This is a genomic window from Pseudomonas sp. Root569 (assembly GCF_001427465.1).
Taxonomy (GTDB): Bacteria; Pseudomonadota; Gammaproteobacteria; order Pseudomonadales; family Pseudomonadaceae; genus Aquipseudomonas; species Aquipseudomonas synxantha.
Genome location: NZ_LMGQ01000006.1, coordinates 104,169 through 130,824 on the forward strand (window position 1 = coordinate 104,169; position 26,656 = coordinate 130,824).

At 60.6% G+C, this 26,656-nt stretch carries 23 protein-coding genes; 3 read left to right on the plus strand and 20 right to left on the minus strand.

Annotated elements, in window-relative coordinates; translation table 11 throughout:
* Window positions 1–9: 9 nt before the first annotated feature.
* From ASD70_RS07195 to ASD70_RS07270, 16 genes are all read right to left on the minus strand, one after another.
* Complete coding sequence (locus tag ASD70_RS07195) at window positions 10–2,142, minus strand: chemotaxis protein CheA (RefSeq protein WP_236708691.1); 2,133 nt, start codon at window positions 2,140–2,142, stop codon at window positions 10–12.
* Window positions 2,143–2,146: 4 nt separating this feature from the next.
* Window positions 2,147–2,464, minus strand: coding sequence for an STAS domain-containing protein (locus tag ASD70_RS07200; RefSeq protein WP_046072084.1), 318 nt, complete (start codon window positions 2,462–2,464; stop codon window positions 2,147–2,149).
* A 33-nt stretch (window positions 2,465–2,497) separates the two neighbouring features.
* On the minus strand, window positions 2,498–2,866 hold the full coding sequence (locus ASD70_RS07205; protein WP_010563050.1) for a response regulator: 369 nt from the start codon (window positions 2,864–2,866) through the stop codon (window positions 2,498–2,500).
* A gap of 13 nt (window positions 2,867–2,879) precedes the next feature.
* On the minus strand, window positions 2,880–4,016 hold the full coding sequence (locus ASD70_RS07210; RefSeq protein ID WP_442965899.1) for a methyl-accepting chemotaxis protein: 1,137 nt from the start codon (window positions 4,014–4,016) through the stop codon (window positions 2,880–2,882).
* A gap of 211 nt (window positions 4,017–4,227) precedes the next feature.
* Window positions 4,228–4,857, minus strand: coding sequence for a response regulator (locus ASD70_RS07215; RefSeq protein WP_046072083.1), 630 nt, complete (start codon window positions 4,855–4,857; stop codon window positions 4,228–4,230).
* Complete coding sequence (locus ASD70_RS07220) at window positions 4,857–7,775, minus strand: PAS domain-containing sensor histidine kinase (protein ID WP_056846047.1); 2,919 nt, start codon at window positions 7,773–7,775, stop codon at window positions 4,857–4,859. The genes ASD70_RS07215 and ASD70_RS07220 overlap by 1 nt, the downstream gene beginning before the upstream one ends.
* 204 nt (window positions 7,776–7,979) lie before the next feature.
* The gene (locus ASD70_RS07225; protein ID WP_046072081.1) at window positions 7,980–9,059 is read right to left on the minus strand and encodes a protein-glutamate methylesterase/protein-glutamine glutaminase; all 1,080 of its coding nucleotides are present in this window, start codon (window positions 9,057–9,059) and stop codon (window positions 7,980–7,982) included.
* A complete protein-coding gene (cheD, locus tag ASD70_RS07230) occupies window positions 9,022–9,555 on the minus strand; it encodes a chemoreceptor glutamine deamidase CheD (protein ID WP_056846048.1) in 534 nt (177 codons plus the stop codon). Before cheD ends, ASD70_RS07225 begins: the two co-directional genes overlap by 38 nt.
* Window positions 9,552–10,361, minus strand: a complete 810-nt coding sequence (locus tag ASD70_RS07235; RefSeq protein WP_056846049.1) for a CheR family methyltransferase — start codon at window positions 10,359–10,361, stop codon at window positions 9,552–9,554. Before ASD70_RS07235 ends, cheD begins: the two co-directional genes overlap by 4 nt.
* Before the next feature lie 9 nt (window positions 10,362–10,370).
* Window positions 10,371–10,907: a chemotaxis protein CheW gene (locus ASD70_RS07240; RefSeq protein WP_056846050.1), complete on the minus strand. Its 537-nt coding sequence runs from the start codon at window positions 10,905–10,907 to the stop codon at window positions 10,371–10,373.
* A 35-nt stretch (window positions 10,908–10,942) separates the two neighbouring features.
* Window positions 10,943–12,601 (minus strand): methyl-accepting chemotaxis protein, encoded by a 1,659-nt coding sequence (locus ASD70_RS07245; RefSeq protein WP_046072077.1) that lies wholly within the window; start codon window positions 12,599–12,601, stop codon window positions 10,943–10,945.
* Between the two features lie 29 nt (window positions 12,602–12,630).
* Entirely contained in the window at window positions 12,631–14,670 is a 2,040-nt protein-coding gene (locus ASD70_RS07250) for a chemotaxis protein CheA (RefSeq protein ID WP_056846051.1), read from the minus strand.
* Between the two features lie 42 nt (window positions 14,671–14,712).
* Entirely contained in the window at window positions 14,713–15,000 is a 288-nt protein-coding gene (locus tag ASD70_RS07255; RefSeq protein ID WP_056846052.1) for an STAS domain-containing protein, read from the minus strand.
* A gap of 24 nt (window positions 15,001–15,024) precedes the next feature.
* The gene (locus ASD70_RS07260) at window positions 15,025–15,393 is read right to left on the minus strand and encodes a response regulator (RefSeq protein ID WP_010446480.1); all 369 of its coding nucleotides are present in this window, start codon (window positions 15,391–15,393) and stop codon (window positions 15,025–15,027) included.
* Window positions 15,394–15,402: 9 nt separating this feature from the next.
* Window positions 15,403–16,617 carry a methyl-accepting chemotaxis protein gene (locus ASD70_RS07265; protein WP_080944752.1) on the minus strand — a complete coding sequence of 405 codons (1,215 nt, stop codon included), beginning with the start codon at window positions 16,615–16,617 and terminating at the stop codon, window positions 15,403–15,405.
* A gap of 443 nt (window positions 16,618–17,060) precedes the next feature.
* Window positions 17,061–17,966, minus strand: coding sequence for a LysR family transcriptional regulator (locus ASD70_RS07270; RefSeq protein WP_056846053.1), 906 nt, complete (start codon window positions 17,964–17,966; stop codon window positions 17,061–17,063).
* A gap of 117 nt (window positions 17,967–18,083) precedes the next feature.
* Here ASD70_RS07270 and ASD70_RS07275 point away from each other — a divergent pair, with 117 nt between their 5' ends.
* The gene (locus ASD70_RS07275) at window positions 18,084–19,472 is read left to right on the plus strand and encodes an MFS transporter (RefSeq protein WP_056846054.1); all 1,389 of its coding nucleotides are present in this window, start codon (window positions 18,084–18,086) and stop codon (window positions 19,470–19,472) included.
* Window positions 19,469–20,743 (plus strand): glucarate dehydratase family protein, encoded by a 1,275-nt coding sequence (locus tag ASD70_RS07280; RefSeq protein WP_056846055.1) that lies wholly within the window; start codon window positions 19,469–19,471, stop codon window positions 20,741–20,743. Before ASD70_RS07275 ends, ASD70_RS07280 begins: the two co-directional genes overlap by 4 nt.
* Window positions 20,744–20,893: 150 nt before the next feature.
* On the opposite strand, the gene ASD70_RS07285 is transcribed toward ASD70_RS07280, so the two are convergent.
* Complete coding sequence (locus ASD70_RS07285) at window positions 20,894–21,256, minus strand: response regulator (protein WP_046072071.1); 363 nt, start codon at window positions 21,254–21,256, stop codon at window positions 20,894–20,896.
* Window positions 21,253–23,436 carry a PAS domain-containing sensor histidine kinase gene (locus tag ASD70_RS07290; protein ID WP_056846056.1) on the minus strand — a complete coding sequence of 728 codons (2,184 nt, stop codon included), beginning with the start codon at window positions 23,434–23,436 and terminating at the stop codon, window positions 21,253–21,255. Before ASD70_RS07290 ends, ASD70_RS07285 begins: the two co-directional genes overlap by 4 nt.
* Window positions 23,437–23,671: 235 nt before the next feature.
* Between ASD70_RS07290 and ASD70_RS07295 the strand changes: the two genes are divergently transcribed.
* Window positions 23,672–24,691 (plus strand): alpha/beta fold hydrolase, encoded by a 1,020-nt coding sequence (locus ASD70_RS07295; RefSeq protein WP_046072069.1) that lies wholly within the window; start codon window positions 23,672–23,674, stop codon window positions 24,689–24,691.
* On the opposite strand, the gene ASD70_RS07300 is transcribed toward ASD70_RS07295, so the two are convergent.
* Together ASD70_RS07300 and ASD70_RS07305 are read right to left on the minus strand one after the other, a co-directional pair.
* Window positions 24,668–25,372, minus strand: coding sequence for a hypothetical protein (locus ASD70_RS07300; RefSeq protein ID WP_056846057.1), 705 nt, complete (start codon window positions 25,370–25,372; stop codon window positions 24,668–24,670). The two genes, ASD70_RS07295 and ASD70_RS07300, sit on opposite strands and share 24 nt — an antisense overlap.
* Before the next feature lie 386 nt (window positions 25,373–25,758).
* Entirely contained in the window at window positions 25,759–26,604 is an 846-nt protein-coding gene (locus ASD70_RS07305) for an SDR family NAD(P)-dependent oxidoreductase (RefSeq protein WP_056846058.1), read from the minus strand.
* Window positions 26,605–26,656 lie beyond the last annotated feature (52 nt).

Below are 26,656 nucleotides of genomic sequence, written 5' to 3' on the forward strand. Positions count from 1 at the left end.
TGATGACGCTTATTGGATCGATAAAGGACGTGGGGTCGAACGGTTGGTGGCTTCCTTGGCAACGAGTCCTAACAGATTGGGAATATCCAGGATCAGGGCCACGGCCCCGCTTCCGAGGATGGTGAAACCACCCAATCCATGGGCCTCTCCGAAGACTTTGCCCAAGGGCTTGATCACGGTTTGAAACTCCCCCTGCAAGCGATCGACCACCAGGCCGGCACGCAAGCCGGCGTAGTGCACGACAACGACGTTTTCGCGGATGCCGCCCGGCTCTTGCACGGCAAACATGTCGCGCAGCCGCAAGATCGGCAGCACATCGCCGCGCAGGTCCAGGAAGCCGGATTCAGCCCCCTGCCCAGGCTCCAACTCGATGCACTCCTCCACCATGTTCAGCGGGATGACGTAAGAGGCCTTGCCCACACCGATCAGAAAGCCATCGATGATCGCCAGGGTAAGCGGCAAACGAATGCGTACCGTGGTGCCCTGCCCCTCTTCACTCTCAAGGCTCACGCTGCCGCGTAATGCAGTGATATTGCGCTTGACCACGTCCATGCCCACGCCGCGGCCGGACAGGTTGCTGACCTGGTCGGCGGTGGAGAAGCCTGGCTCGAAGATCAGGTTCAGGATGTCTTTGTCGGCCGGTACCTGGCCCTCCCCGACCAGGCCGCGCTCGCGGGCCTTGGCGAGGATCTTGTGCTTGGCCAGGCCACCGCCGTCGTCCGACACCTCGATCACGATGCTGCCGGATTCATGGTAGGCATTCAGGCGTACGGTGCCCTGGGCCGGTTTGCCCCGCTGCAGGCGAGTCGACACCGCCTCAATGCCATGGTCCATGGCATTGCGCACCAAGTGCGTCAACGGGTCGCCAATGCGCTCGACGACCGTTTTGTCCAGTTCGGTTTCGCCACCGCCGATGCGCAGCACGATGTCCTTGCCCAACTCTTTGGACACATCCCGGACCACGCGCTGGAAGCGGGTGAAGGTCGCGCCGATCTGCACCATGCGCAAGGTCAGAGCCGAATCACGCACCTCCTCTACCAGCCGCGACAACAGGCTGGTCGCCTCGATCATCTCGCCAATCCCACTGCGCACCGCCACCAGGTTGGCGCCGGCACCGGCGATGATCAGCTCACCGACCAGATTGATCAGTTGATCCAATTTGGCGGCATCGACTCGAATCAGGTTGCCTTCGTTATTGGCCGCGCCTTTACCGGCCTTGGCCGGCGTGGCCTGTGAATCCTGCGCGACTTCAGGCGCGATGGCGGGCGTTGGCGCCTCATCTTGAATAACGAGTGCGGCCTGAGCCTCAGTCAAGCTGCCGCAACGTACCAACAGCTCCAGCAACACCGTATTGTCTTCCGGCAGCGCGTCGATGTGCGCGCGATACGCCTGGATATCGGCCTGGGGCGCCAGGATCAGCACCAGGGCGTCATCGCGGACAAAATCGAAGGCGCCGTCGATGACTTCCCGCGAGGCGTCGCTGACCAGCGCCAGTTCAAAGCCCAGGTAGTTGGTTTCCGGGTCCATCGACAGCAAAGGCGGCAATGCGTCGAACAGCGTGACGGTATGCGCCAAGTGCCCCAGGGTGCTCAGGTAACGCAGGAACGCCAGGGGGTCCATGCCATTGCGAAACATATCCGCACCAAAGCGCACGGACAGATGCCAGTGACCAGGCCCTTCGGCAGCCATCGGCGACTGGTCTTGAGCAACCGATGCAGGCAGCGCGCAGGGCGCTTGCAGATACATCGACAGGCGCTCAGCCAAGCGCTGGCCCTGAACCCGCAACGGTTCACCCAGGCGCTCAAGGTCGCCATCCTCGGCCAGCAGGTCGATCAGTTGGCCGATATGGTCGCGGGCGTCGAGAAACAACGCGCTCAAGGCTTCGTCCACCCTCACTTCCAGGCTGCGTACGCGATCCAGGACGCTCTCGGCGACGTGGGTGAACTCAACGATTGGCATCAGGCCGAACAGGCCGGCCGACCCCTTGATGGTGTGGGCCACGCGGAACAGGCCGTTGATGGTGTCCAGGTCGTGCGGCGACTGCTCGATCTGCAGCAGCGCATCTTCCATTTGCAACAGAAGCTCGCGACTCTCGGCAATGAACGTTTGCAGCACGTCATCCATGTTCATGGGCTGGGCCATTGGGTCATGCTCCAACCGATACAGTGAAAGAGGGATTGGCAAAGTAGTCGTCAAGGCCACTGAGCCGCAGGGCTTCGAGTACCGTCGCACTGGGGTTGCTCAGCACCAGCTGCGTGCCTTCCTTGAACGATTCGCGCTTGATCAGAATCAACAGTTGCAAACCGGCGCTGTCCAGTTCATCGACATTGGACAGGTCCAACTCGACCTCATGGGCCAGGGGAAACAACGACAACAACACGTCTTTTTGCTCGCTGGCCGTGTAGATCGTCAGGGGGCCTTCCATGACCTGGATTCGACGCAGCATCGGCACGGTGCTTTTCATGCAAACCTCCTGGCCAGCGCTCGCTGGTCATCGCTATGGCAGGATCAACTTGGAGACGGCGGTGAGCATTTGCGCAGGCTGGAAAGGCTTGACCATCCACGCCTTGGCACCGCTGGCCTGGCCTTGCTGTTTCATCGCATCACTGGCCTCGGTGGTCAGCATGATGACCGGGGTGAACTTGTAGGCCGGCAACAGCTTGGCGGCCTTGACGAAGCTCAAGCCGTCCATGTTGGGCATGTTCACGTCACTGACAATCAAGTGGATTTTGCGACCGTCCAGCTTGCTCAGCGCATCACGCCCATCACAGCCTTCGATCACGTCGTAACCCGCCCCCTTGAGGGTGATGCTCACCACCTGCCGGATGGAGGCCGAATCGTCGACGATCAGAATGGTTTTGCTCATCGGAAAAACTCCTCTAGAAAAAGGTGATTTCGCTGGCTTGCGCCTTGGCGTGCGCTTTGCCGCCGTGAATCGCGTGCTGCTCGGGCATGGTGTAGCCCGTTGCAAGTGTCTGCAGCCACTGGTCACCGCGCATCGGCATCAGGACGCCACCGCTGAGGCTCGCTTCCTGGCGCTCGCCTAACTGTTGCTGCAACTTGCCCAGGTCGCCGGTAATCAGCGTCAACATCTGGCTGACGCGATCCTGGAACTGCAGGGCGACCAGCACCTGGGCAATTTCGCCGGCGACATTGGCGTTCTGTTGCTGCAGGTCATGGCTGTTGCCCACGATGCTCTGGGCGGTACCGCGAAAATGTTCGATGACCTGCGACACCACACGCTCCGAATCCGCGAGGGTCAGGGTGTCTTGTTCGGCGTGGTGACGGGACATTTGCACCGTACGGGCAATGGCCGCGTTGACGGTGTTGACGGTTTCACTGATCTTGCGCCCGGTCTCGCCGGACATGCTCGAGAGTTTGCGCACTTCATCGGCCACTACCGCGAAACCTCGCCCGGCCTCGCCGGCACGCGCCGCTTCGATGGCAGCGTTGAGCGCCAGCAGGTTGGTTTGACTGGCAATGTCTCCGACAAACTTGGCCATCTGCTGGAGTTGCTCAGTGAACCCGGACAGTTGCAGGACTTCCTTGAGTTCGTTCTCTTTATTGGACAGCGCGGCACGCAGCGCTACCACGATGGAGTTGAGGTCACGCTGGCCAACCTCCAATAAGTCGACCAGTTGCAGCGAGGCGTCTTGCGCCCCCTGGCTGGACACGCTGTGGCTGATGTCTGATGACAGCGTACTGAAGCGTTCGCTGAGCTTGAGGATCGAGGTTTCGCTGATCTCACGCGCCGCTTCGATCTGCCTGGACCAGATGGGCAATACATGGACGCAGACGTCTGCCAGGCCGTTATCGACAGCCACCACCGTCGCCGCAGTTGCTGGATCGTCAAGCTGCTGGCACAGGTGTTTGCAGTGTGCCTGGTGACGCCAGTGCACCAGGCAACTCAGGCCTGTGCACAGCACCAACAGTGCAACTCCTGCTATCAGGGCCCAGGCGCTGAAACCACCGCTGTAGGCAAGCGCACTGCCGCCGAGCAGGCCGGCAATCATCATCGGAACCAGGGTCAAGGCAGCTGAAGGGGTTGGGGCCTGTTCACTCACGGTGTGTCTCCCAGTCAAAGCCTTTCATCGCCGGTGAATCGGCTGTTCGAAGGCCTGGGAGCAATAATGGCCCAATGATGGCAACGCAACCATCAGAGCATCCCTATTCTGGGGTAGGGATAACGGCAAACCGGTTAGGAAAATCCCTACATGAGCGCGCGGATCACGAGATGCCCAAGGTCATGGCAAAGCGCACAATGTCTGCCGTCGAGCTGAACCCCATCTTTTCCATCAAGCGCGTCTTGTGGGTACTGACGGTCTTGTTGCTGATGACCAACTGTTCGGCAATCTGGTTGACACTCAGGCCGTGCGCCAGCAAGCGCAGAATCTGGAACTCGCGATCAGACAAGCTTTCGACGTAGGTCTGCTGTTTCAAACCGCTGCTTTGCAGCGCAATCTGCTCAGCCAGGCCCGGGTCCAGGTAACGTTGGCCACTGACCACCCGCCGCATGGCAGCCAGCAAAGTCTCGGGGTCGCGGTCCTTGGTGACGTACCCGAGCGCTCCAGCACGTAATGCGCGTTGGGCAATGTGGATTTCGTTATGCATGCTCAACACCAGAATCGGCAGGCTCGGGTACTGGGCGTGCAAACGGGCGATCAGGATCTCGCCGCTGATACCCGGCATGTTCATGTCCAGCAGCAGCAGGTCGATCTCGACCTGGCGCAACAGCTCGATCAGCTGCGTTCCACTCTCGGCTTCGGCCACCACTTGCACATCGGCCACCAGGCTAAAGAGCTGCTTGAGCCCTTCGCGCATGATGGTGTGGTCATCGGCGATCAGCATGCGAATCATCAATACGTATCCTTGTGCATCGGAATAAATGCCTGGACCGTAGTGCCCTGGCCGGGATGACTGAAAATAATGACTTTGCCGCCCAACATCAGGCCACGCTCACGCATGCCCGCCAGGCCCAGGGTCTGGCGCGTGAGCGCCTCCGGCTCGAAACCCTTGCCGTTGTCCTGCACCTCCAGCAGCCAATGGGTTTCCTGCGGGGTCAGGGTGACGCTGACCTGTGTCGCTTCGGCGTATCGCGCAACATTGGTCAGCGATTCCTGAACGATGCGAAACGCGGCGGTAATGTGTGTATCAGGCAGGACCAGGGGAATCGAAGGCAAGTGCAGCACACACGGAACCAGGGTCAGGGTGGAGAACTCGGTGGTCAGCCATTCCAGTCCCGAGACCAGCCCCAGGTTCAAGGCGGACGGTCGCAGGCTGGTGGAAACATTGCGCACCACCTGAATCGTCTTGTCGGTCAGCGCCAGCAAGCGTTCCACCTGAGGCGCGAGCTCCGGCGTGGTGGCGCCGAACTGAAACCGCAGTAACGAAATCCCCATGCGCAGTGCGGTGAGGTGCTGGCCCAATTCGTCGTGGACCTCCCTGGCAATCAGTTTGCGTTCCTCTTCCCGTGCCGTTTCCCGGCGGGTCGACAAATCGCGCAACTGCGCGTTGGAATTGGCCAGGCGCCGCTCCGCCGCACGCAGCTTGGAAATATCGCGCCCTACCGCCAGTACGCTGACCACTCGCTCACCATCCACCTCCGGAACAAAGTGGATCAGTACTACTTTGGGGGCCGCCTTCAAGACTGAGAGTCGAAACTCTTGCTCGGTTGCCTTGTTTTCACGAATCACCTGGGCCACCAATTCACGGAACAGCTGGGACTGGTGATTCAGGGGGGCCAACGCATCCATCGGCATGCCGATCAGCTTCGGCCAGGCGTCACCCACCCAGGTCTTTAACCGCGCATTGACGTAGAGCACGTCACCTTGGGCACTCAACCGGGCGACGGCGTCCGGACTGTTTTCTACCAGTGTGTTGATGTCGTGCTGGCGCTCCAGCTCTTTGTGTCGGGCGCGGGTCAGCAAGGTGGTATCGCGACTGATCACCAGTATGCGCGAGCCCGTACGCCCAGAATCAGCCACCGGTACCAGGGTGAAATGCAGGTTACGAATTTCGTTGAGCAGCAGCATGCTCTCATCTGACTCAACCGTGCGACCGGCTGCCCTGCACTGCTCGCAAAGCCCCTGGAGTTTCTGCGCGCCCAACCGGCCGAATATCGACACCAGCGTCGCGCCGATCAGCGCCTCATGGGCTTTGCCCAGCGCGCGTGACAACGCCGGGTTGGCTTCGACACAAGACACATCGCCGGCCGATGTCACCTGCAACAGCAGCAGCATGTCCAGGTTATGGTCGAAAATATCCCGGTAACGGCGCTCACGCTCGCGCAGTAACGACTCCGATTGCCAACGTTCAATTGCGATCGCGGCGATGTGACAGGTTTGCCGTACAGGCTGGATATCGCTCTCGTGCGTCACCGAACCGGGCGACCGGGACAATTCGAAAGCCCCCAGGATCTGGCCTTGTTTGTCCATGATCGGTTCGGACCAGCAGGCCCGCGAGTTGCCTGCAATTGCCGAAGCAGGTCCCTGGTACTTCGCCAGGCCAGTGCCGTGCGGCTCTACCAGCTGTACACGGCAAGACCGATGGGGCAAGGCCAATTGCAGATACCCCACGAGCAGTGCCAGCGTTTCCTCCAGGGAGGCACCCGTCGCCATTTTTTCGAAGATGCCCAAACGCGCATCTTCCAGCAGCTGTTGCCTGCGCAGTTCGGTAATGTCGTGGGCCAACGAGAGCACACCGACCACTTCGCCAGTGTTGCTGCGTTCGGCCATCAGGCTGACCGCACAACTCACGTAACCAAGACCGTTGGCGATGCTCCAGCTGTCGACGAATTGCGCGGTCTCGCCCGTTGCTACCACTCGGCGCAACTGATTGAGGTAGTCACTGGCTTCCTCATCCGGGCTGACGCCTATCGCCGCGTCACACGTCTTGCCAGTCAAACGCAGATAGGCCGGGTTGACGTAGGTGCGTAACAGGTTGCGGTCGTAACGGACAATGATATTGGGGGAGTTTTCCGCCAGGGTGAGAAACTTGAGCTCGCTGCCCATCAATGTTTCGCGCAGTTGCCAATTCTCGGTGATGTCTTCCAGTTGAGACACGAAACAGGTCGGTTGCCCCTGGTCGTCACGGACCAAGCCCACGGTCAAGCGCACCCACACCACGTGCCCGTCGCGGTGAATATAGCGCTTGTGCATTGTCGCTCCCGCCCTTGCACCGCACTTCAACTCTTCGATCAGCTGTTTGCCGACCTGCATATCGTCGGGGTGGGTCAGCGCCATGAATGTGGTGCGTTGCAACTGCGCTTCGCTGTAGCCAAGCATCGTGCAGATGACACCATTGGCACGCAGCCAACGGCCCTCCAGTGACACCAGCGCCAAGCCGGTGCCGGAGGCGTCGAAAATCGACCTGAGCGGGATCTGCGCATAACTTTCGACCGCGGGTGGCGGCGTCGATGAAGCCTGGCGCGCAATCACTTCAACGATAAAATAAGCGTCGCGCCACAGCGTCAGGCAGACATCGAGCATGCCCTGCCCCTCGCCCTCCGCCGCAAAAAATGCGCGATTATTTGTCCCCGCTTTCTCCAGGGCGAGGTAAAAAAGCCAATGGTCCTCGGCACGCAAGAGTGAGACAAACTCGCAGCCGACAGCAGAAGAAGCGCCGTCTTCAACCAGCAGGCTTGAGAACGCAGGGTTGCCCGTTACCACCCGTGCCGCTCGATCCAGCGCTGCAACCGCACCTGAAAGGCAGCCGAGCACACTCTCGAGGGTGCGCGCCTCTTCCTCGTCAGCCATAACCTGTGCGTGGCGATTCATGTTCCCTATACCTCGGATGTGCAAAACACTTGGCAATAGCGGGATGGGTTTCAAGACAGTTAAACGTCTTGAAAACCTTAAACAGCGCAAAGAATCGAAAGGCGTATCGCCCCACACACGTACTCTTGAGTACGTCAGGCCGTGCAGTCAACAGCCCTAATTACACCCTGCACGCGCCCACCTTATTGACCCAGATCAATAGGTTCACTTATGCAAAATCGCCCGATGAATATCTTCCAGCGCCATGACCCGCTGGGCAGCGTTGAGCTTGATCGCTTCCTTGGGCATGCCGAACACCACGCAACTGGCCTCGTCCTGGGCCACCGTGGTGGCACCGGCCTCGAGCATCTCCTTGAGCCCGCGCGCGCCGTCGTCGCCCATGCCGGTCATGATGATGCCCGTGGCGTTCTTGCCGGCGAACTTGGCCACCGAACGAAACAGCACGTCCACTGACGGCCGATGCCGGTTGACCAGCGGGCCGTCGATAACCTGGGCGTGGTAGTAGGCACCGCTGCGGGTGACCATCAGGTGCTTGCCGCCAGGGGCGATCAGGGCCAGGCCAGGCAGGATGCGGTCATTGTTGCGTGCTTCGCGCACCTCGATCTCGCAGACGCTGTTCAGACGCTCGGCAAACGAGGCGGTGAATTTTTCCGGCATGTGCTGCACGATCACCATGCCCGGGCACACCCGCGGCAGCGCCGTCAACACCGCCTCCAACGCTTGGGTGCCGCCGGTGGAGGTGCCGATGGCGACGATACGTTCGGTGGTCTGCGCCATGGCATGGCCGTTGGCGGCGGGCAGGATCGCATCCGCACTGAGCTTGCTGGCCGGGGCCAATGGCGACGGGCTGACGCTGCGCTTGCCCAGGTTCCTGACGTTGGAGTTCGCTGCGGCACGGATCGCTGTCACCAATTCGGCCGCCGATTCGATCAGGAAGTTCTTCAAGCCGGTGGTCGGCTTGGTGATGATTTCCACGGCGCCCGCTGCCAGCGCTTGCAGGGAGGTTTCCGCGCCTTTCTGGGTCAGCGACGAGCAGATCACCACCGGTGTCGGCCGTTCGCTCATGATTTTCTTGAGAAAGGTGATGCCGTCCATGCGCGGCATCTCCACATCCAACACGATCACATCCGGCCATTCCCGGGTGAGTTTGTCCATGGCGAAAATCGGGTCGGAGGCGGCACCCATGACGTGGATATCCGGCGTGTCGGCGAGAATCGCCAGCAGTACCTGGCGCACCACGGCCGAGTCATCGACCAGCAGCACACTGATTTTTTTGGTAGGCATCTTGTTGAAGTGTTCCCATTGGTTGGTGCCGGACCCAGACGTTGCCGTTCCACAGGTCGAACATGACCGTGCGGTAACCGGTACTGCCCATGTCCTGGGCCGTCAGGTGCAGGTGATAGCGCTCGGCGAGGGCCAGCGCTGCGCGAATATTCAGGCTGGCCACGTCCTGGGTCGGCAAGCGGCGCGGCTGATCGGGAAACATCTCGCCGCCGCCGAACAACTTGACCTGGTAATCCCGTGCATGGGTGCCATTGACCTGGGCGTGGCGCAGCAACAATTCCATGGCTTCGTCGCCATAGCGGCCATCCAGGGGCTGATGATCGCGCAGGCGTGCCGGCAGCATGAAGTGACACATGCCGCCGATCCGCCGTTGCGGGTGCCAAAAGGTGATCGCCACGCAGGAACCGAGCAAGGTGCGCAGGCGCGTCGGCCGCGTCGCAAAGCTGACCTGGCCAGGCGCTAAGACCACTTCGCTCGCATCGACTGGTTTTTTCATGGCTTGCGGTAAATCGACGGCGCCACCAGCTTCAAGGTGTCGTTTACACCGTTGAGGCTTTCCGAGTGGCTGATGATGAAATAACCGCCGGGCTTGAGCAGCGGCAGCAGACGCGCGACCACCTGGCTCTTGGTCTGCTGGTCGAAATAGATCATCACGTTGCGCAGGAAGATCACCTCGAACTCGCCCAGGGCCGGCAGCGCTTCATTAAGGTTGACCTGGACAAAATTGACCCGGCTACGCAAGGCCTTGTCGATCAGGAAGGTGCCCTCCTGGCGGCCAATACCCTTGAGGCAGTACTTGCTCAGCAACGGCTGGGGCAGCGTCCCGGCGCGCTCCATGGCGTAATGGCCGTTGCGCGCCTTGGCCAGCACCTGGGTGCTGATGTCCGAGCCGATCACTTCCCAGGGGGTGGTGCCCAGGCTCTCGGCCAGGGTCATCGCCAGGCTGTAGGGTTCTTCGCCCGATGAACTGGCCGCGCTCCACACGCGAAAGACCTTGCCCGGCGCCGCCTTGGGCAGCACCTGCTGGCGCAGGAAGTCGAAGTGCTTGGGTTCGCGGAAAAAATAGGTTTCGTTGGTGGTGAGCAAATCCAGCGCAACCTGCAGTTCGCCCTTGCGCTGGTCATTCATGATCAGCTTGAAGTATTCACCATAGCTGTGCAGCTCATAGTGCTTGAGGCGCTTGAACAGGCGCCCGGCCACCAGGGCCTTCTTGGCCGGTGACAGGTTGATGCCGGCCGCACGGTACAGCCAGCTCTGGAACTGGCCGAATTCACGATCGTCGATGGAAGCGGTATCTGGCATGGTCGGCACTCAACGCGGATCGAGGTCGAGGGGTGCTTGGCCGCCCTCGGCAAGGCTGGACATCTCATCGATGGACAGCACCTTGTCCACCTCCAGCACGATCACGAACTTGCCGTCGACCTTGGCCATGCCACCGATGAAGTCGGCGCGAATCCGCGCCCCGAAGCTGGGCGGTGGCTCGATCTGCGCGGCCGGGATCTCCTGCACCGCCGACACGGTGTCGACCAGCAAGCCGATATCCTGTGGCCTGCCCTCTTCGCTACTCGCCTCGATGATGATCACGCAGGAGCGCCGGGTGATCGCCGAATTGGCCCGCCCAAAGCGCGCCGACAAGTCCACCACCGGCACCACCGCGCCGCGCAGGTTGATCACCCCACGCACGAACGCCGGCATCATCGGCACCACAGTCAGGCTGCCGTATTCAATAATCTCCTTGATCCCCAGAATGGCGATAGCGAACATTTCGCCGCCAAGCATGAAGGTCAGGTATTGCGCATCCTCATCCACCGCAAACGCGGTATGCCGAGTCGTCATCACTGCGCCCATGTCACTCTCCTTGTAGGCCCGCATCGATCGTGGGATCAGAAGCGGGTGAATTCCGATTCATCCGGGGCGCTGGCCAGGCTGTAGGCGAAGGCCTTGCGCGGTGCCTGTGGTTTCGGCCGCGGAGGCTGACGGTTGGGCTTGCTGCCGGGGCTGTCGACGCTGTTGTCTTGAACCGCGGCCCTGGGGGTTGAATCCAGCACGAAGAAGCTCATGGCCTGTTGCAGTTGCTCGGCCTGGCTGCTCATCTCTTCGGCCGTGGCCGCCAGCTCCTCGCTGCTCGAAGCATTTTGCTGGGTCACCTGGTTGAGCTGGGTCATGGCCGTGTTGATCTGCCCGACACCCGCGGCCTGTTCTTCGGAGGCGGCGCTGATTTCCTGCACAAGGTCGGAGGTCTTGTTGATGGAGGGCACCATTTCGTCGAGCAGCTTGCCGGCCTTCTCAGCCATGTCCACGCTGCTGGAGGACAGCTCGCCGATTTCCTGGGCGGCGACCTGGCTGCGTTCGGCCAGCTTGCGCACTTCGGCGGCCACCACGGCAAAGCCCTTGCCATGCTCGCCAGCCCGAGCGGCCTCGATGGCGGCATTGAGGGCAAGCAGGTTGGTCTGGTAGGCAATGTCATCGATGATGCTGATGCGCTGGGCGATTTTCTTCATCGCCACCACGGTCTGCTGTACTGACTCACCGCCTTCGGTGGCCTCCTTGGCAGCCTTGCTGGCCATGCCATCGGTGACCTTGGCGTTTTCGGTGTTCTGGTTGATGCTGGCGCTCATCTGCTCCACCGAGGCGCTGGTTTCCTCGACGCTGGCGGCCTGTTCACTGGTGGCCTGGCTCATCGATTGCGCGGTGGCACTGACCTGCTCGGAGGCGCTGGCGAGGTTATCGGCGGCGTTGCGCACTTCGCCGATGATATGCGCCAGCTTGCCGACCATATTGCGCATGGCGTTGAGCACCATGCCGGTTTCATCTTTGGCACCCGGCTCGATGTGGGCGTTGAGGTTGCCTTCGGCCAATTGCTCGGCGGCGGTTGCGGCTTGGCGCAGTGGGCGGGAAATGATGCGGGCGATGAATACCGCCAGGCCCAGGCCGATCAACAAGGCCGCGACCAGTACCGCGATGATCGACAGGCGTGCGTTTTCATACAGCGCCGAGCCCTTATCACCCGCGACCGTTGCACCGACATCATTGAGCTCAATCATTTTCTGCAGGCGGCTGGTCACCTCATCGAAATGCCCCTTGGACTCCCCTCTGAGCAAACCGCGCGCCTGGACTTCCTGGTTCTGCCGGGAAAACTCGAGCAATTGCTTGCTGCTCGCCAGGTACGCGTCCCACGCGCTTTTCACGCTAGCCAGCAGTTGGCGATCTTCATCGTTCGACAGCAACTGCTCATAGGTGCCCATGCGGGTTTCGAACTGTTGGCGCGCGTCGGCGGCTTCACGTTCGGCCTGGGCCTTTTCCTCGGCGATCTCGGTCGCGAGGTGGCGGTTTTCCTTCAAGCGATAGTTGGCGGCAAAAAAACGCATGCCTGCCGCTGCGCGCATGGAAGGCATCCAGTTGCCCTTGATGTCCTGGGCTGCCTGGTTGACGGCGCCGAGCTGGTGGATGGCGAAGCCACCCATGGCCGCAGTGAGCGCCAGGACCACCAGGAATGAGCTGATCAACTTGGTGGAAATCTTGAGATCGTAGAACCATTTCATCGGGGAACCTCCATGGAATTGCAAAGACATCAGCGAGCGACGACCGGCGGCGATTGAGGCGCCTGGGGCGTGCGGGCTTCCAGTTGTACGATTTGGTTGAGCAGTGCCGGTACATCGAGGATCAGGGCCACCGCGCCGCTGCCCAATATGGTCGAGCCGCTGATGCCGCGCAGTGCGCCGAACAGCTTGCCCAGCGGTTTGATCACGGTCTGGAACTCGCCGAGCAGGTCATCCACCACCAGCCCGGCCTTGTGTTCGGCGTAGCGCACCACCACCACGTTCTGGCGCCGTGAAGCGGGCCCTTCGTGGCTGAAGTGTTCGCGCAGGTCCACCAGCGGCAACACCTCGCCACGCAGGTCCAGATAGCCGTCGTCGCGGCTGGACTGGCGCTGGCGCTCATCCAGTTCAATGCATTCCTGGACCATGTCCAACGGGATCACATAGGTAGACTGGTCGATGGCAACCAGGAACCCATTGATGATCGCCAGGGTCAGCGGCAAGCGAATGCGCACCACGGTGCCTTCGCCGGGGCGGCTGTCCAGGTCGACGGTGCCGCGCAACAAGGTGATATTGCGCTTGACCACGTCCATGCCGACGCCGCGCCCGGACAGGTTGGTCACCGCCTCGGCGGTGGAGAACCCCGCTTCGAAGATCAGGTTGTAAATCTCCTGGTCGGTCAACACCGCACCGCTTGCCACCAGCCCGCGTTCCTGGGCTTTTTGCAGGATGCGCTCGCGGTTGAGCCCGGCGCCGTCGTCGGCGATTTCAATGACGATGCTCCCGGAGTCATGGTAGGCATTGAGGCTCAGATGGCCCTTGCCCGGCTTGCCCGCCGCCTGCCGCGCATCGGCGCTTTCGATACCGTGGTCCATGGCATTGCGCAGCAGGTGCATCAGTGGGTCGCCGATTTTCTCGACCACGGTCTTGTCCAGTTCGGTTTCCGCGCCACTGATGATCAGTTCGATGTCCTTGCCCAGTTCCTGGCTGATATCGCGCACCACTCGGCGAAAGCGGTTGAACGTGTCACCAATGGGGATCATGCGCAGGTGCAGGGCGCCATCGAGGATCTCCTCCACCAGGGCCGATACAGTCGAAGTCGCCTCTTGCAAGGGGTCGTTGTCACAGGAACGGGCCAGCAGGCTTGAGCCGGCACTGGCGATCACCAGTTCGCCGACCAGGTTGATCAGCTCGTCGAGCTTGTCGGCGTTGACCCGCACGTAATTGCCGTCACGGGGCTTCGTCTCGGTGGCTGGCGCAGAACGCTGCGGTGTCGCCGCCACGACGCCCTGCTCTGCCTGGGCGACACGGTCGCCGGCAACGACCGCAGTGCTTTCAGGCGCTTCGTCGACGGCACGGATGTGCACCTCGCAATCGTCACGCACAAAGTCGAACACTTCGTTGAGAGTGGCGTGACTGGCCGTCGAACGCAGGCCGATTTTGAACCCCAGGTAGCAGCTTTCCGGGTCCCAGCGGTCTATGGGCGGGATGCTGTCGGTCAGGGTGGTGACCTGCAGCACCTGCCCCAAGGTCTCGAGGTAGCGCAAAAATGACAGCGGGTCCATGCCATTACGGAACACGTCCACGCCGAAGCGCAGGGAGATGTGCCAGAGCACTTCGACCGCCGTGTCGTCGGCCACCTCAGCGGTTTCAACGCTGGCAGTGACGGTTCGCATCGGCTGATAGGCACTCAGCGCCTCGCGCAACGCCTCACCGCGCTCCAGAACGGCAGGCGTCGGCGTCTCACCGCGGTTGGCGACCACTTCGACCAGTTCGAGCATGTGGTCGCCGCATTTGAGCAGCAGAGCGATCAATGCGGCGTCCACCACCACATTGCCTTCGCGCAGGCGGTCAAGCACGTCTTCGACGATATGCGTGAACCCCACGATCGACGCCAGACCGAAAAGGCCCGCCGAACCCTTGATGGTGTGCGCGGCGCGGAAAATCGCGCCGATGGCGTCCTGGTCGCCGGGCTCGCTTTCCAATTGCAGCAGGGATTGCTCCATGGCCTGCAACAGCTCGCGTGCCTCAACGATGAATGTCTGCTGTGCCTGATCGAGATTGATGCTCACCTGGACTGTCCTTGTCGATCAAAAAAACATGGGAAGTGGCGACTACAAGCCTGCGCTACGGCACAGTTGCAGTGCGTGCATGACCGCCTGGCTCTGGCCGGTCACACTCAAGGCTGTACCGGCAACGCCCGCCTCACGCTGGACAACTGCAAGCAACTGCAAACCGGCGCCATCCATTTCCGTGACCTGTGACAGGTCCAGCTCCAGGCGCGGCGTGACGCCCATCTGCGGCAGCAGCGCAGCCGCCAGTTCCGCCACGGTGTAGATCGTCAGCTCGCCGTCAATGCGCACGCAGGTGGTGCCGTCGAGTGTTTCAGTACTGATTGGCATGGCAGCCTCCCTGGCGCCAGAGGATCAAGGCAGGATCAGCTTGGAAACGGCTGCGAGCATTTGCGCCGGCTGGAACGGCTTGACCACCCAGGCCTTGGCGCCGGCGGCCTGGCCCTCGGCCTTCTTCGACTCCTGGGACTCGGTGGTCAGCATGATGATAGGCGTGAACTTGTAATTGGCCAGCTTCTTGACCTCCTTGACGAAGGTGATGCCGTCCATGTTGGGCATGTTCACGTCGCTGATGATCAGGTGCACTTTCTGCCCGGTGAGCTTGCTCAGGGCATCCTTGCCATCGCTGGCCTCGATCACGTCGTAGCCGGCGCTTTTCAAGGCAATGCCGACCACTTGTCGTACGCTGCTGGAGTCGTCGACCACTAATACATTCTTCGCCATGGTGTACTCCTAAAAAAAGGTGATGTCTTGGGAATTCGGCTGCGCGGCGGCCACTCCGTGATGGAGGCGCCGTTGCTCGTCGGTGGCATAGGTGGCTTCCATGCGCGCCAGCCACTGCCGGGCGTCGACGCCCACCGCCTGGTCCGGCGCCTGGCTGGCTTGCAGGAGGTGGTCGTGCAAGGCGTGCATGTTGTCGCGCACGTGGCTGAGGATCTGGCTGACGCGGTCCTGGAATTGCAGGCTGACCAGCACTTCGGTCATCTCATCGCGGATGCCGTAGCTTTCCTGCTTGAGCAGGTCGGCGGATTCGGCCAGGCGCCCGGTGATGTTCTGGAAGCGCTCGAGCACCTTTTGAATACTGTTTTCGGACTCGGCCACCGAGTGGCTGTCCTCGTCGGCACTGCTGGACGCGGCCTGCACCAATTGCGTGATGGCGTTATTGATGATGTCGACCTTGGCCGACATCTGCTGGCCGGTTTCACTGGATTTGTTCGACAGGCTGCGCACCGCATCGGCCACCACCGCAAAGCCGCGTCCGGCCTCACCGGCACGCGCCGCCTCGATGGCGGCGTTGAGGGCCAGCAGGTTGGTTTGCGCGGCAATCGCCGCCACGTCGGCGGCCATGGCGCGCAGTTCCTTGGTATAGGCAGTGAGGCTGCGGACCTGGACCAGGGTCTGGTCACGGCTGGTCTGTGTGGCCTTGAGCGAATTGATCACCTGGCTCAGCTCGCTGTCGCTGCGCGCCAGTACCTCGAGCGCGCCGTCGGCCGACTGCCCATCCAGTTCGCCGGCAGCCTGCTGCGAGGCCTGTACCGTTTCCTGCAATCGTGCGGCGATCCCGGTGAAACGGTTGGCCAGGCTCACAATCGCTTCTTCGGTCTGGTGCCGCGAGCTTTCCACCTGCTTGGCCCAGATCGGCATGGCGCCGAGCAGCACTTCATCGAGTTGTGCGCGAGAAGCCATGCCGTGGTGCGCTGCGTCCACCGCCGACTGATCCGCCTGCGCCCGCGCGGTCGCAAGCAGCACAGCGTTGCGTTGCGAATGTGTGCTCCAGGCACAAGCACCCAAGCCCGTCAGCACCAGTACCGCGCAGGCCAGCAGATTGGCCGAGGAAGCTGATTGCACCAGCAGCCACACGACAGCAGGCACGACCGGTATAAGGGCAAACCAGCAAAAACGCGGATAACCAGGAAGGGAAATGCAGCCGGATTGACGCTGGGTCATGAGTTCGATCCTTGAACAGTGTTGCGGATATAGGGGGTATCTGCCCAGTACCTCGCAACTTTAGGATTCTGATGTGCCTTCCGTCTGTTTTATGACCATCAGGTGACGGACCCGGGTGCTTGGCCCCCCGGGGGCATGGGTATCTACACAACTTTGGCGTGGCCCTGAACCTGCTCCCGCGACGGCCTGGTGGACGACGGGTATCCAACTGATGCCGAGCGGTGCAAATGTGGGAGGGGGCTTGCTCCCGATGGCGGCCTGGCAGCCAACCACCCAAATCCCTGTCGAATTCCGGCCAGCGTGGTTTGACGGGGCGCCTGAGATCAAAAGCAGATCAAGATCAAGAGCGGCTCGCTTCGCATCGTGGTTACTGACGGCACTACGTCAGAGTTGTGTAGATAACCATGCCCCAGGGTGCACGGCTTTAGCCAAGACCAGGCCCCTCACCCTCCTCCCCACCCCTCGCGCACCGCATGCCGAATCCCTTCCAGCAGCATCGCGAACGCCGGGTTGTCGTTGTTCTCGCGCCAGATCAGATGAAGCTCGCTTTGTACGCCTTCGCCCAGGTCGATATCGCGGAACACCACGTTCTTGAACACTACGCTGGTGGCGCAACGGGGCACCAGCGCCAGGCCCATGGCGGCGTTAACCAGGGCGAGGATGGTCAGGGACGAGCCGAGCCACTGCACATAATCCGGGGCGACGCGGGCAGAGCGCAGCATGCCGGTCAGCAGTTCGTTGAACGGCGGATAGGCGGCGTGGGAATACATCAGGAACGGCTGACCGTCGAGGTCCCTGACCGATACGGTTTTGGCATCAGCCAGTGGATGGATGTTGGGGACGGCCAGCACAAAGGGCTCGCGGACCAGGCATTCGGTGGCGTAACCGGGTTCCAGCAACGGTGCGCGGGCGATGCCCAGGTCGATACGTCGAGCGCGCAAGGCCTCGTGCTGCTGGTAGGTGTTCATTTCCGACAGGTCGATTCGCACGTGGGGCTGGGTGATGCGTGTCTCGGCAATGACCTTGGGCAGGAACTCGTACACCGCGCTGCCGACGAAGCCGATATTCACCGAGCCGATGTCGCCCTGGGCAAAACGCCGGGCGGTCACTGCGGCCTGCTGGGCGCGCTCGAGCAGGTTCTGCGCCTCGATGAAAAACGCCCGGCCGGCCGCGGTAAGGGCGACGTTACGGGTGTTGCGGGTGAACAGCTCGACGCCCAAGTGATGCTCCAGCAACTGGATCTGCCGGCTGAGCGGTGGCTGGGTCATGTTCAGCCGTTCGGCGGCGCGGCGGAAATTCAGTTCAGTGGCGACAGTGGTGAAACAGCGCAGATGGCTCAGCTCGAACATTGATCTAATCCAGGTATCAATCGAATGCCAAGTTAGATTAGACGGGATCAATACCCGCGTCCATGATCGACCCACGTCACCAGCAATCCCCAAAAAAACAATATCGGGAGTCGCTCATTGAATACCCTGCAGAGTCCACCAGACCCGAACGTGCTTGCCCGGGCTGCCGCCAAGGTCAAGCGCCACGTCCTGCCGTTATTCGTGATCATGTTCATCGTCAACTACATCGACCGGGTCAATATCGGCTTTGTGCGCAGCCATATGGAAACCGACCTGGGCATCGGCGCTGCCGCCTATGGCCTGGGCGCCGGGCTGTTCTTCGTCGGTTATGCGATCTTCGAAGTGCCTTCCAATCTGCTGCTGCAACGCTACGGCGCCCGCGTCTGGCTGACGCGCATCATGTTCACCTGGGGCGCCGCCGCGATGGCCATGGCCTTCGTCCAGGGCGAAACCAGCTTCTATGTGCTGCGCTTTGTCCTCGGCGCCGCGGAAGCCGGCTTCTTTCCCGGCATCATTTACTACTTCACCCAATGGCTGCCCTCGACCGAACGCGGCAAGGCCATGGCGATTTTCCTCAGTGGCTCGGCCATCGCCTCGGTGATCTCCGGCCCGGTGTCCGGCGCGTTGCTGCACATCGATGGCTTGAACCTGCACGGCTGGCAGTGGATGTTCCTGGTCGAGGGCTTTGCGTCCATCGCCCTCTGCGGTTTTGTCTGGTTCTGGCTGCAATCCCACCCACGGGAGGCCAAGTGGCTCAGCGAAGAAGAAAAAGCCGCACTGATCGCCGCCATCGACCAGGAGCAGCGGGCCCGGGAAGCCACGCAGACGGTCAAGCCCTCGATGTTCAAGTTGCTGGCCGACAAACAGATCGCGCTGTTCTGCTTCATCTACTTTTCCATTGCCCTGACCATCTACGGCGCCACGTTCTGGCTGCCGAGCATGATCAAGAAGATGGGCAATCTGGGTGACTTCCAGGTCGGGCTGTTCAACTCGATCCCATGGATCATCTCCATCGTCGCCATGTACGGCTTCGCTGCCATGGCCAGCAGGTGGAAATTCCAGCAGGCATGGGTCACGCTGACGCTGTTGATCGCCTCGTTCGGCATGTTCATGTCCACCTTCGGCGGGCCGGTCTTCGCCTTCGTCGCCATCTGTTTCGCCGCGATCGGCTTCAAGGCCGCCTCGGCGCTGTTCTGGCCAATTCCGCAAGGCTACCTGGATGCGCGCATCGCGGCGGCGGTGATCGCCCTGATCAACTCCATCGGCAACCTCGGCGGCTTCGTGGCCCCGACCACGTTCGGCTTGCTGGAGCAGACCACCGGGTCCATCGAGGGCGGGCTGTACGGTTTGGCCGGCGTTTCGCTGGTGGCTGCCGTGGTGATCTTTTTTGCCCGAACCGCGCCGCGTGGCGACGTTCCGAACACGCCGTGCAAAGACACTGCGCCAAAGAAGCCGCCGATGAGTCACCCAGCCCTGAAAACTGATGCAACGGGAGCAGCCTCTTGAAAATCACTCGCGTCACCGTCACCCCCATCGCCTTCCGTGATCCGCCTTTGCTCAATGCCAGCGGCATTCACGAACCCTTTGCCCTGCGCTCGATCATCGAAATCGAAAGCGACACCGGCTACATCGGCCTCGGTGAAAGCTACGGCGATGCATCGGCGCTGGCGATCCAGCAGCAGTTGCAAAGTCAGCTGATCGGCCTTGACCCGTTCAATCTCAATCAGCTGCGGGCCATTGTCCAAGCCACGGTGGCGGCGAACAAATCGCCGACCCTGGCCGGCGCCGAACTGGCGCCGGGCTCCCACGCGAGCAAAGCGGTGAGCAATGCCTATTCGGCGTTCGAAGTGGCGTTCCTCGACTTGCAGGCGCACGCCCTGAACCTACCCTTGGTGGATCTGCTGGGCGGGGCGATACGCGACGAGATTCCGTTCAGCGCTTATTTGTTCTTCAAATATGCGCAACACGTGGATTCACCCTACAAGCCGGACAGCTGGGGCGAGGCGCTGAACGAAGAGCAGATCGTTGCCCAGGCGCGGCGGATGATCGAGGCCTATGGCTTCAAGAGCATCAAGCTCAAGGCCGGTACCTTGCCACCGGAGCATGAAGTGGCGTGCATCAAGGCCTTGAAAAGGGCGTTTCCCGGCTATCCGCTGCGCATCGATCCGAATGGTAACTGGTCGCTGGAAACCTCGATCCGCATGGCCGAACTGCTCGGTGATGACCTGCAATATTACGAAGACCCGACACCGGGCCTGGAGGGCATGGCCCAGTTGCATAAACGCACCGGCCTGTCACTGGCGACCAACATGGTGGTGACCGATTTCGAAGAGTTGCGCCGCAGCGTGGCGCAAGACAGCGTGCAGATCGTCCTCGCCGACCACCACTACTGGGGCGGCCTGCGCGACACCCAAGTGCTGGCAAAAATGTGCGAGGTCTTTGGCCTGGGGGTGTCCATGCATTCCAATTCGCACCTGGGTATCAGCCTGATGGCCATGGCCCACGTCGCCGCCTCGGTGCCCAACCTCGATTACGCCTGCGACACCCACTACCCCTGGCAGGAGCCGGACGAAGAAGTGATCAAGGGCGGCAAGGTGCCGATTGTCGACGGCTGCGTGAAAATTACCCGGGCCCCGGGGCTGGGCCTGGAGCTGGACCACGATCAGCTCGGCAAGCTGCATGATCAATACCTGACCTGTGGCATTCGCCAGCGCGACGATGTGCGGCAGATGCAGCGTTATGACCCGACGTGGAAGGCGGTCAAGCCGAGGTTTTGATTAGAGGAGTCTGATGAGCATGTAGCAACCTTTGGTCCGGGAGCGCCGCTGCGCTTGCCCGGACTTTTTTTGTCGGTTGATTGCTGTTCGTAAGTGGCTCAGCCTTACGGAAAACGGCGATGTTGTTCGCGACAGGGTCGTGGGTTTTACTTAAGACTCCAGCGTCTGCGCAATTTTCAACCGAAGGTCTTTTTCCGCAAACGGCTTATGCAGCACCTGACAGTCCTTGAACTCTTCCGGCAGGCCGCTGTTGCCGTAGCCCGTACTGAACAAAAACGGAATATGGCGTCTACGTAGAATCTGGGCGACAGGGAAAACGCGCTCTCCAGCCAGGTTCACGTCCAGGATCGCCAAGTCGACATCCACCACACGTGCTACTTGCATCGCCTTCTCGAGTTGGGCTACGGAAGCGACTAGCGTACATTCCAGGTCTTCGAGCATTTCCTCGATCAACATGGCAATGGTGCCTTCGTCTTCAACCAAGAGCACTTTAGTGCCTGGGAACGTGGTCATGTCTGGTTCTCAGCGAGCATAAACGAGAAGCGGCAGTGAACGCCCTCACGGGCGAAGTCGAGTTCAAACGAACCGCCTAGATCACGCTCGATGCAGCGCTTCATCAGCCGCGAACCCAGGCCTTCGCGTTCCGGCGTGGACACAAAGGGGCCGCCTTGTTCGCGCCAATCCACGGTAAGTAGCGCGCCGCTCGGCTGAGGCCGAACGCTCCAGCTCACGGAGAGTGTCCCCGCGTCGGTAGACATCGCCCCGTATTTAAGGGCGTTGATCGCCAGCTCGTTGAGCGTCATGGTCAGGTTCAGGGCGACGCGGGTGTCGACCTCGATGGCATCACCGGCGATCACCACGCGACCGGAATCATGGCCAAATACCGGCACCAACACTTCCTGGGCCAACACTCCCAGCGGCGTAAGGCCCCAGTGCCGCTTCGTCAGCAGGTCGTGGGCACGCGACAAGGCCAGCAACCGGGCTTCGAACCGGGTGTAGCCGTCCTTGGCATCCTGCGCGTTGCGTGCGGTCTGGGACGCCAGGGACTGGACCGTAGCCAGGGTGTTCTTGACCCGATGATTGAGTTCGTCGATCAAGTTCTTTTGTCGGTCTTCGGCCTGCTTTCGCTCGGTAATATCCACGAGCATGTTGATCGCGCCGATCAGGTTGCCCTCGGCGTCGTGCAGCGGGGTCGGATAAGGCGTGAAAGGCACGCGGGTGCCATCCGGACGCTCGGCGACGGCCTCGACGCCGCGTATGGCGCGGTTTTCCTTGAGCGCCACGGCCATCGGGCATTGGTCGTGAGGCAGAAAAGAGCCGTCGGTGTTGAACAGTTTCCAGGTGACACACCACAGGTCGCCCAGTTGCGGCGTGCGTCCCGACAACTCGACGGCCGCACGGTTAAAGAAGGTGATACGCCCCTCGGCGTCGGTGGTGTAGACCGCCGCCGGCATGGCCTCGAGCAGATCGCGCATGTGCCGCTCGCTTTCACGCACGCGGTTTTCCATTTCTCGGGCCAGCGTGACGTCCTGGATGACCCGCACACCATAGCGGAACCGGCCATCGGGCGCCCTGACCGACGAGCTATGCACATCCAGGTAAAGCGCCTGGCCATCGAGCTTCACCGCCCGTTTGCGCAGCACGTAGTTGTCCAGTTCACCCGCTACTTGTCGGGCGTATAACGCCGCGTCCTGCTCGACACTGTCTGGGTGGGTGTAGTCCAGGAAGGTCATCGCCAGCAATTGCTCACGAGAGCGACCGAGCATGGTGCAAAGGGCATCATTGACCCGCAGCAGACGGCCGTCCTCGCCCGCCTCGGCAATGCCGATGGTCGCCGCCTCGTAGGTCGCCGCCAGCCGGTCATCGCTCTCCTGACGCCCGGTTTCAGCATCGTGCACGCGGGTCACGTCGATGGTGAAGCAACGCGTGTTGAAGAACTTGCCGTCTTCGAATCGCCCATTCGAGGTAATCGCGACGTGCCTGATGGTGCCGTCCTTGGCCCGCAGGCGCGCCGGGTAACTGTTCAGGCAATCACCGCTGCCGAGTTTATGCAGGATGTCGCCGATCACCGGTTCATCCACATGAAACTCAGTGATATGACGGCCGATGTACTCGTCCGCGGTATAGCCCAGCAGCGACAACTCGGCTTTATTGGCGCGCAGGATAATGCCCTCGCCGCTGACAATATGCAGGCCCACAGCGCTGTTTTCGAAAAAGTCTTCCAGATCGGAGCTTTTGCGCCGCAATTCTTCGGCTATTGCGTGGTGCGCCGAGACGTCCTGAAAGCAATTGATCGCGCCTTGGATTTCTCCATGCCGGTCTCTGAGGGTGCGGATATTCATGAGCGCGACGAATCGCGACCCGTCCGGGCGCTCGATCATGACTTCCTGGTTACGCGCACACAGGCCTGCGTTGAGCGTCGACGCCATCGGACATTCGTCGACCGCCAATGGCGCGCCGTCTGTCGTATAAAGTCGATATGAGCCGCAATAGCGGTCCCCATGCTTACCCAGGGCAGGTGTTCGTCCCCATAAATCAACCGCATCGCTGTTGAACCTGACGAGCCACCCGTCGCGGTCACAGAGGTAAATCGCCCCCGGAATGACATCGAGCAAGTGAGTCCCCATCGCGACCAGGCTCTCGTATTCACTGGGTTCGCGTGTGGCTCTGGGGGACCGGTCAACATTCAACATACTTCATCCTCAATGCACCTGTGTTGAAAACGCGCCTGCTCTTGCCGCCTTCAGCTCTTCCCTGAGTGTATGTGCTGAGATGGCATTTCACCTTGGTTAAATTTCATTCACACGCAAGACTTTGCCCGGGTAGCTATAGGCACTGGGAGACTAAATGGGAACGAAACATGCAACTAACGCTCATTATAGTGTTGCCGCTTCGAGTTTATCAGCCGACGTAGCATGAGGAGAGACTGTGTCCACTTCCAAGCTGACCTCGCGTGTCCTCAAGACCCCGCGCCATACGACGCACTATGTAGAGATGGGACCGGCCGATGGGCCATTGATGCTGTTCCTGCACGGTTGGCCGGAGCTCAGTCTGATCTGGCGCGCACAGATAGAAGCGTTCGCTGCACAAGGCTGGCACTGCGTTGCACCCGACATGCGCGGCTATGGCAGCTCTTCTGCACCAGCCCCCACTCATGCGTACACCCTTGAAAACATCGTGGCCGACATGGCGGAACTTCATGACCATCTCGGTGGCGGGCCGGCCATTTGGGTGGGCCACGATTGGGGCAGCGTCGTAGCGGGTGAACTGGCCGCCCATGAACCCCAGCGTAGCCGCGGGGTTGTATTGATTTCGGTCCCGTACTTTCCCACTACCAACGCCCTGCCAACACTCGTCCCACTGGTTGACCGCTCGATCTATCCGGCGGACACGTATCCGGACGGTCAATGGGATTATTACCGCTACTACAACACACACTTTGAACCCGCTATTGCTGACCTTGATGCGGATAAAGCTGCATCGCTGGCGTCGATTTATCGACGAGGCGACCCGGCGAGTATCGGCAAGGTTGCAGCCAATGCCGAAGTGACCCGCAAAGGCGGACGGTTTGGCCAGGCGCACCGGGCCCCACCTACCCAACCAGACCTTGCGCTCTGGCCACAGACAGACTTCGCGCAATTGGTGCGCAGTTTCGAGGCGCATGGTTTCCGCGCTCCCTGCGCGTGGTATTTAAACGACGCTGCCAACATTGAGTATGCCCAACGGGCGCCCGATGGCGGCCTTTTGTCATTGCCCGTGCTGTTTGTGAATGGCGATTACGACCAGATGAATACCATTGAGGGTAATCGGCTGGGCGATCCAATGCGGGCGGCCTGCGCAGATCTCACCGTTACCAGCCTACCCGGCGGGCATTGGTTGCCGGTGGAGTGCAAGAGGGAACTGGTTGAAGCCATAAGCAACTGGCTACGGAGCAGGAGGCTTGGATGACGACAAGACGTCGCTCCTCCAGGGACCTTCCCACGAGGCTGCCTCTAAACACGCAAACAGTTGTGAAACGTTTTCGAAACAGTCGCGTAGCGAAACATTGGCTAGCTGCTCTTCGATAGCGGCCCACTCACCATGAGCAAAATCATTTCTAATGCCTCGAAAGCTGTGAACGGTATGCAGGACTTGCGCATCTACCACATAAGACAGTCCTGAGGATTCAAGGTGCTCCAAGAGGAACTGGATATCGCTCAAGCGAGACCCGGAAGGTTTGCGCGCAATAGCTCCATACAGATCCTTCACCACACGCTTCAAACCCCACTCCACAAAGCTGCATAGCAATACAATGGAGGTCGCCTGAGTGACTACGGTCAGATTGTCTTCCCAGCGTGGAATCTGGTCATCGAGCCAGTCCAGCGCTTCAGCGCCGGGACCAGAACCCGCCATGTACGACTCGCGCTGATCGACGAGTGTCGAGTGGTGCTGATCGACTGTCACGAGCTGCAGGAAGCAGTAGTCATTGAGCTGCTGAAGTTTTTCGAAGAGAACCCAGAAGGTCTCAGAGAATCGCTCAGGCTGGTAAATATAAGTACCGTCTGCTATTGGCGTCCCATCGTCCTCCGTCACTAGGCTTAATGCCCAGAACAGTCCATAACGTTTAGCGATATCCAATTCATTATCCAACAGTCGTATCCCTAGTGATTCTGTGCTTTTAAAGTCTTCAGGTCAGAAAGCCACCGATTGTATTGGCTACACTGTGCGCTTCATACAGGAACAGGCGTTGTAGCCTCATAATCGACAGGCATCTACGTGACACACCTCGGTCAAATGTGGGAGTCCCCACCACATCTTCGATGTGACGCTGTCGCGCAGCAAACTAGGGAGCTTGCTCTTGTGGCGGCCTGACAGCCGACCGGGATCTTGGATCACACCCAGTACATATCCATTGCTGCGGTAGCGGCAACTTAGGGTTCCGCTTTTACAGCGATGGATGTCATCCCAGACCGGGCTTTCACCCAGATCGGCCTGGCACGGTGAATACAGATGGAGTTCTTCCTGAGCAGACATATTCAACACGCCTTGATTTGATCCCAAAGCTGGGCAACTTGTGCGGCGCTGGTGGCCTTCACTCGGGCCAGGTCGAAGGGGTAGTCGACGCCTGGGTTTTCAACAAACCGCGTCGCCGTAAACTGACCATTGCTGGCGCGCAACACATAAGCGGAGTCCTGGCAATGCTGCGACGCCAGGAACACCACGCCAGGCGTGACCCATTCAGGCTTGAGGTTCTCCGGTTCGCCCGTCACGCCCCACATGCGGGTCTTGGCTACTGGGGATACCGCATTGACCAGAATGCCTGCTTGCGCGCCTTCCATGCTCAGCGCATTCATGATGCCCAGTTGTGCCATCTTGCCGGCGGCATACGCCACCAGGCCCGGTTGGGCATATTGCTGGTACATCGCACGGTCGGATGACGTCAGCACGACCCGCGCGGCACTAGACTGCTTGAGGTATTTCCAGGCATGTTTGCATAGCCACACGGGGGTATAGATATTGATATCCACCGCACGGCCTATGAAGGTTGTATCGGCCTCTTCAATAGATTGGTAGCCGACCCAACCGGCGTTGTGAATCAAAATATCGAGTTGGCCATACGCCTCGATGGCGGTTGCCACCAGTTGCTCGCAACCTTGTTCGCTGGACAGGTCACCTTGGTGCCCTATCACGTTGAAACCCTGGTCACTGAGGTTTTTTGCCGCCTGCATGGCGATGGAGCCATCGCCCCCTGCGCCGAGCTTATCCGCGCCGATATCACTGATCACCACATTGGCGTCCAGCGAGGCTAACGCTTGCGCGTAACTAAAACCCAACCCCCGGCCAGCGCCGGTTACAACGGCAGTCTTTCCTGTAAAGTTCATTGGCTGTTTCCTCTTGAGTGCCCCCTCACCTTAACAAGGTCTATCTACGCTG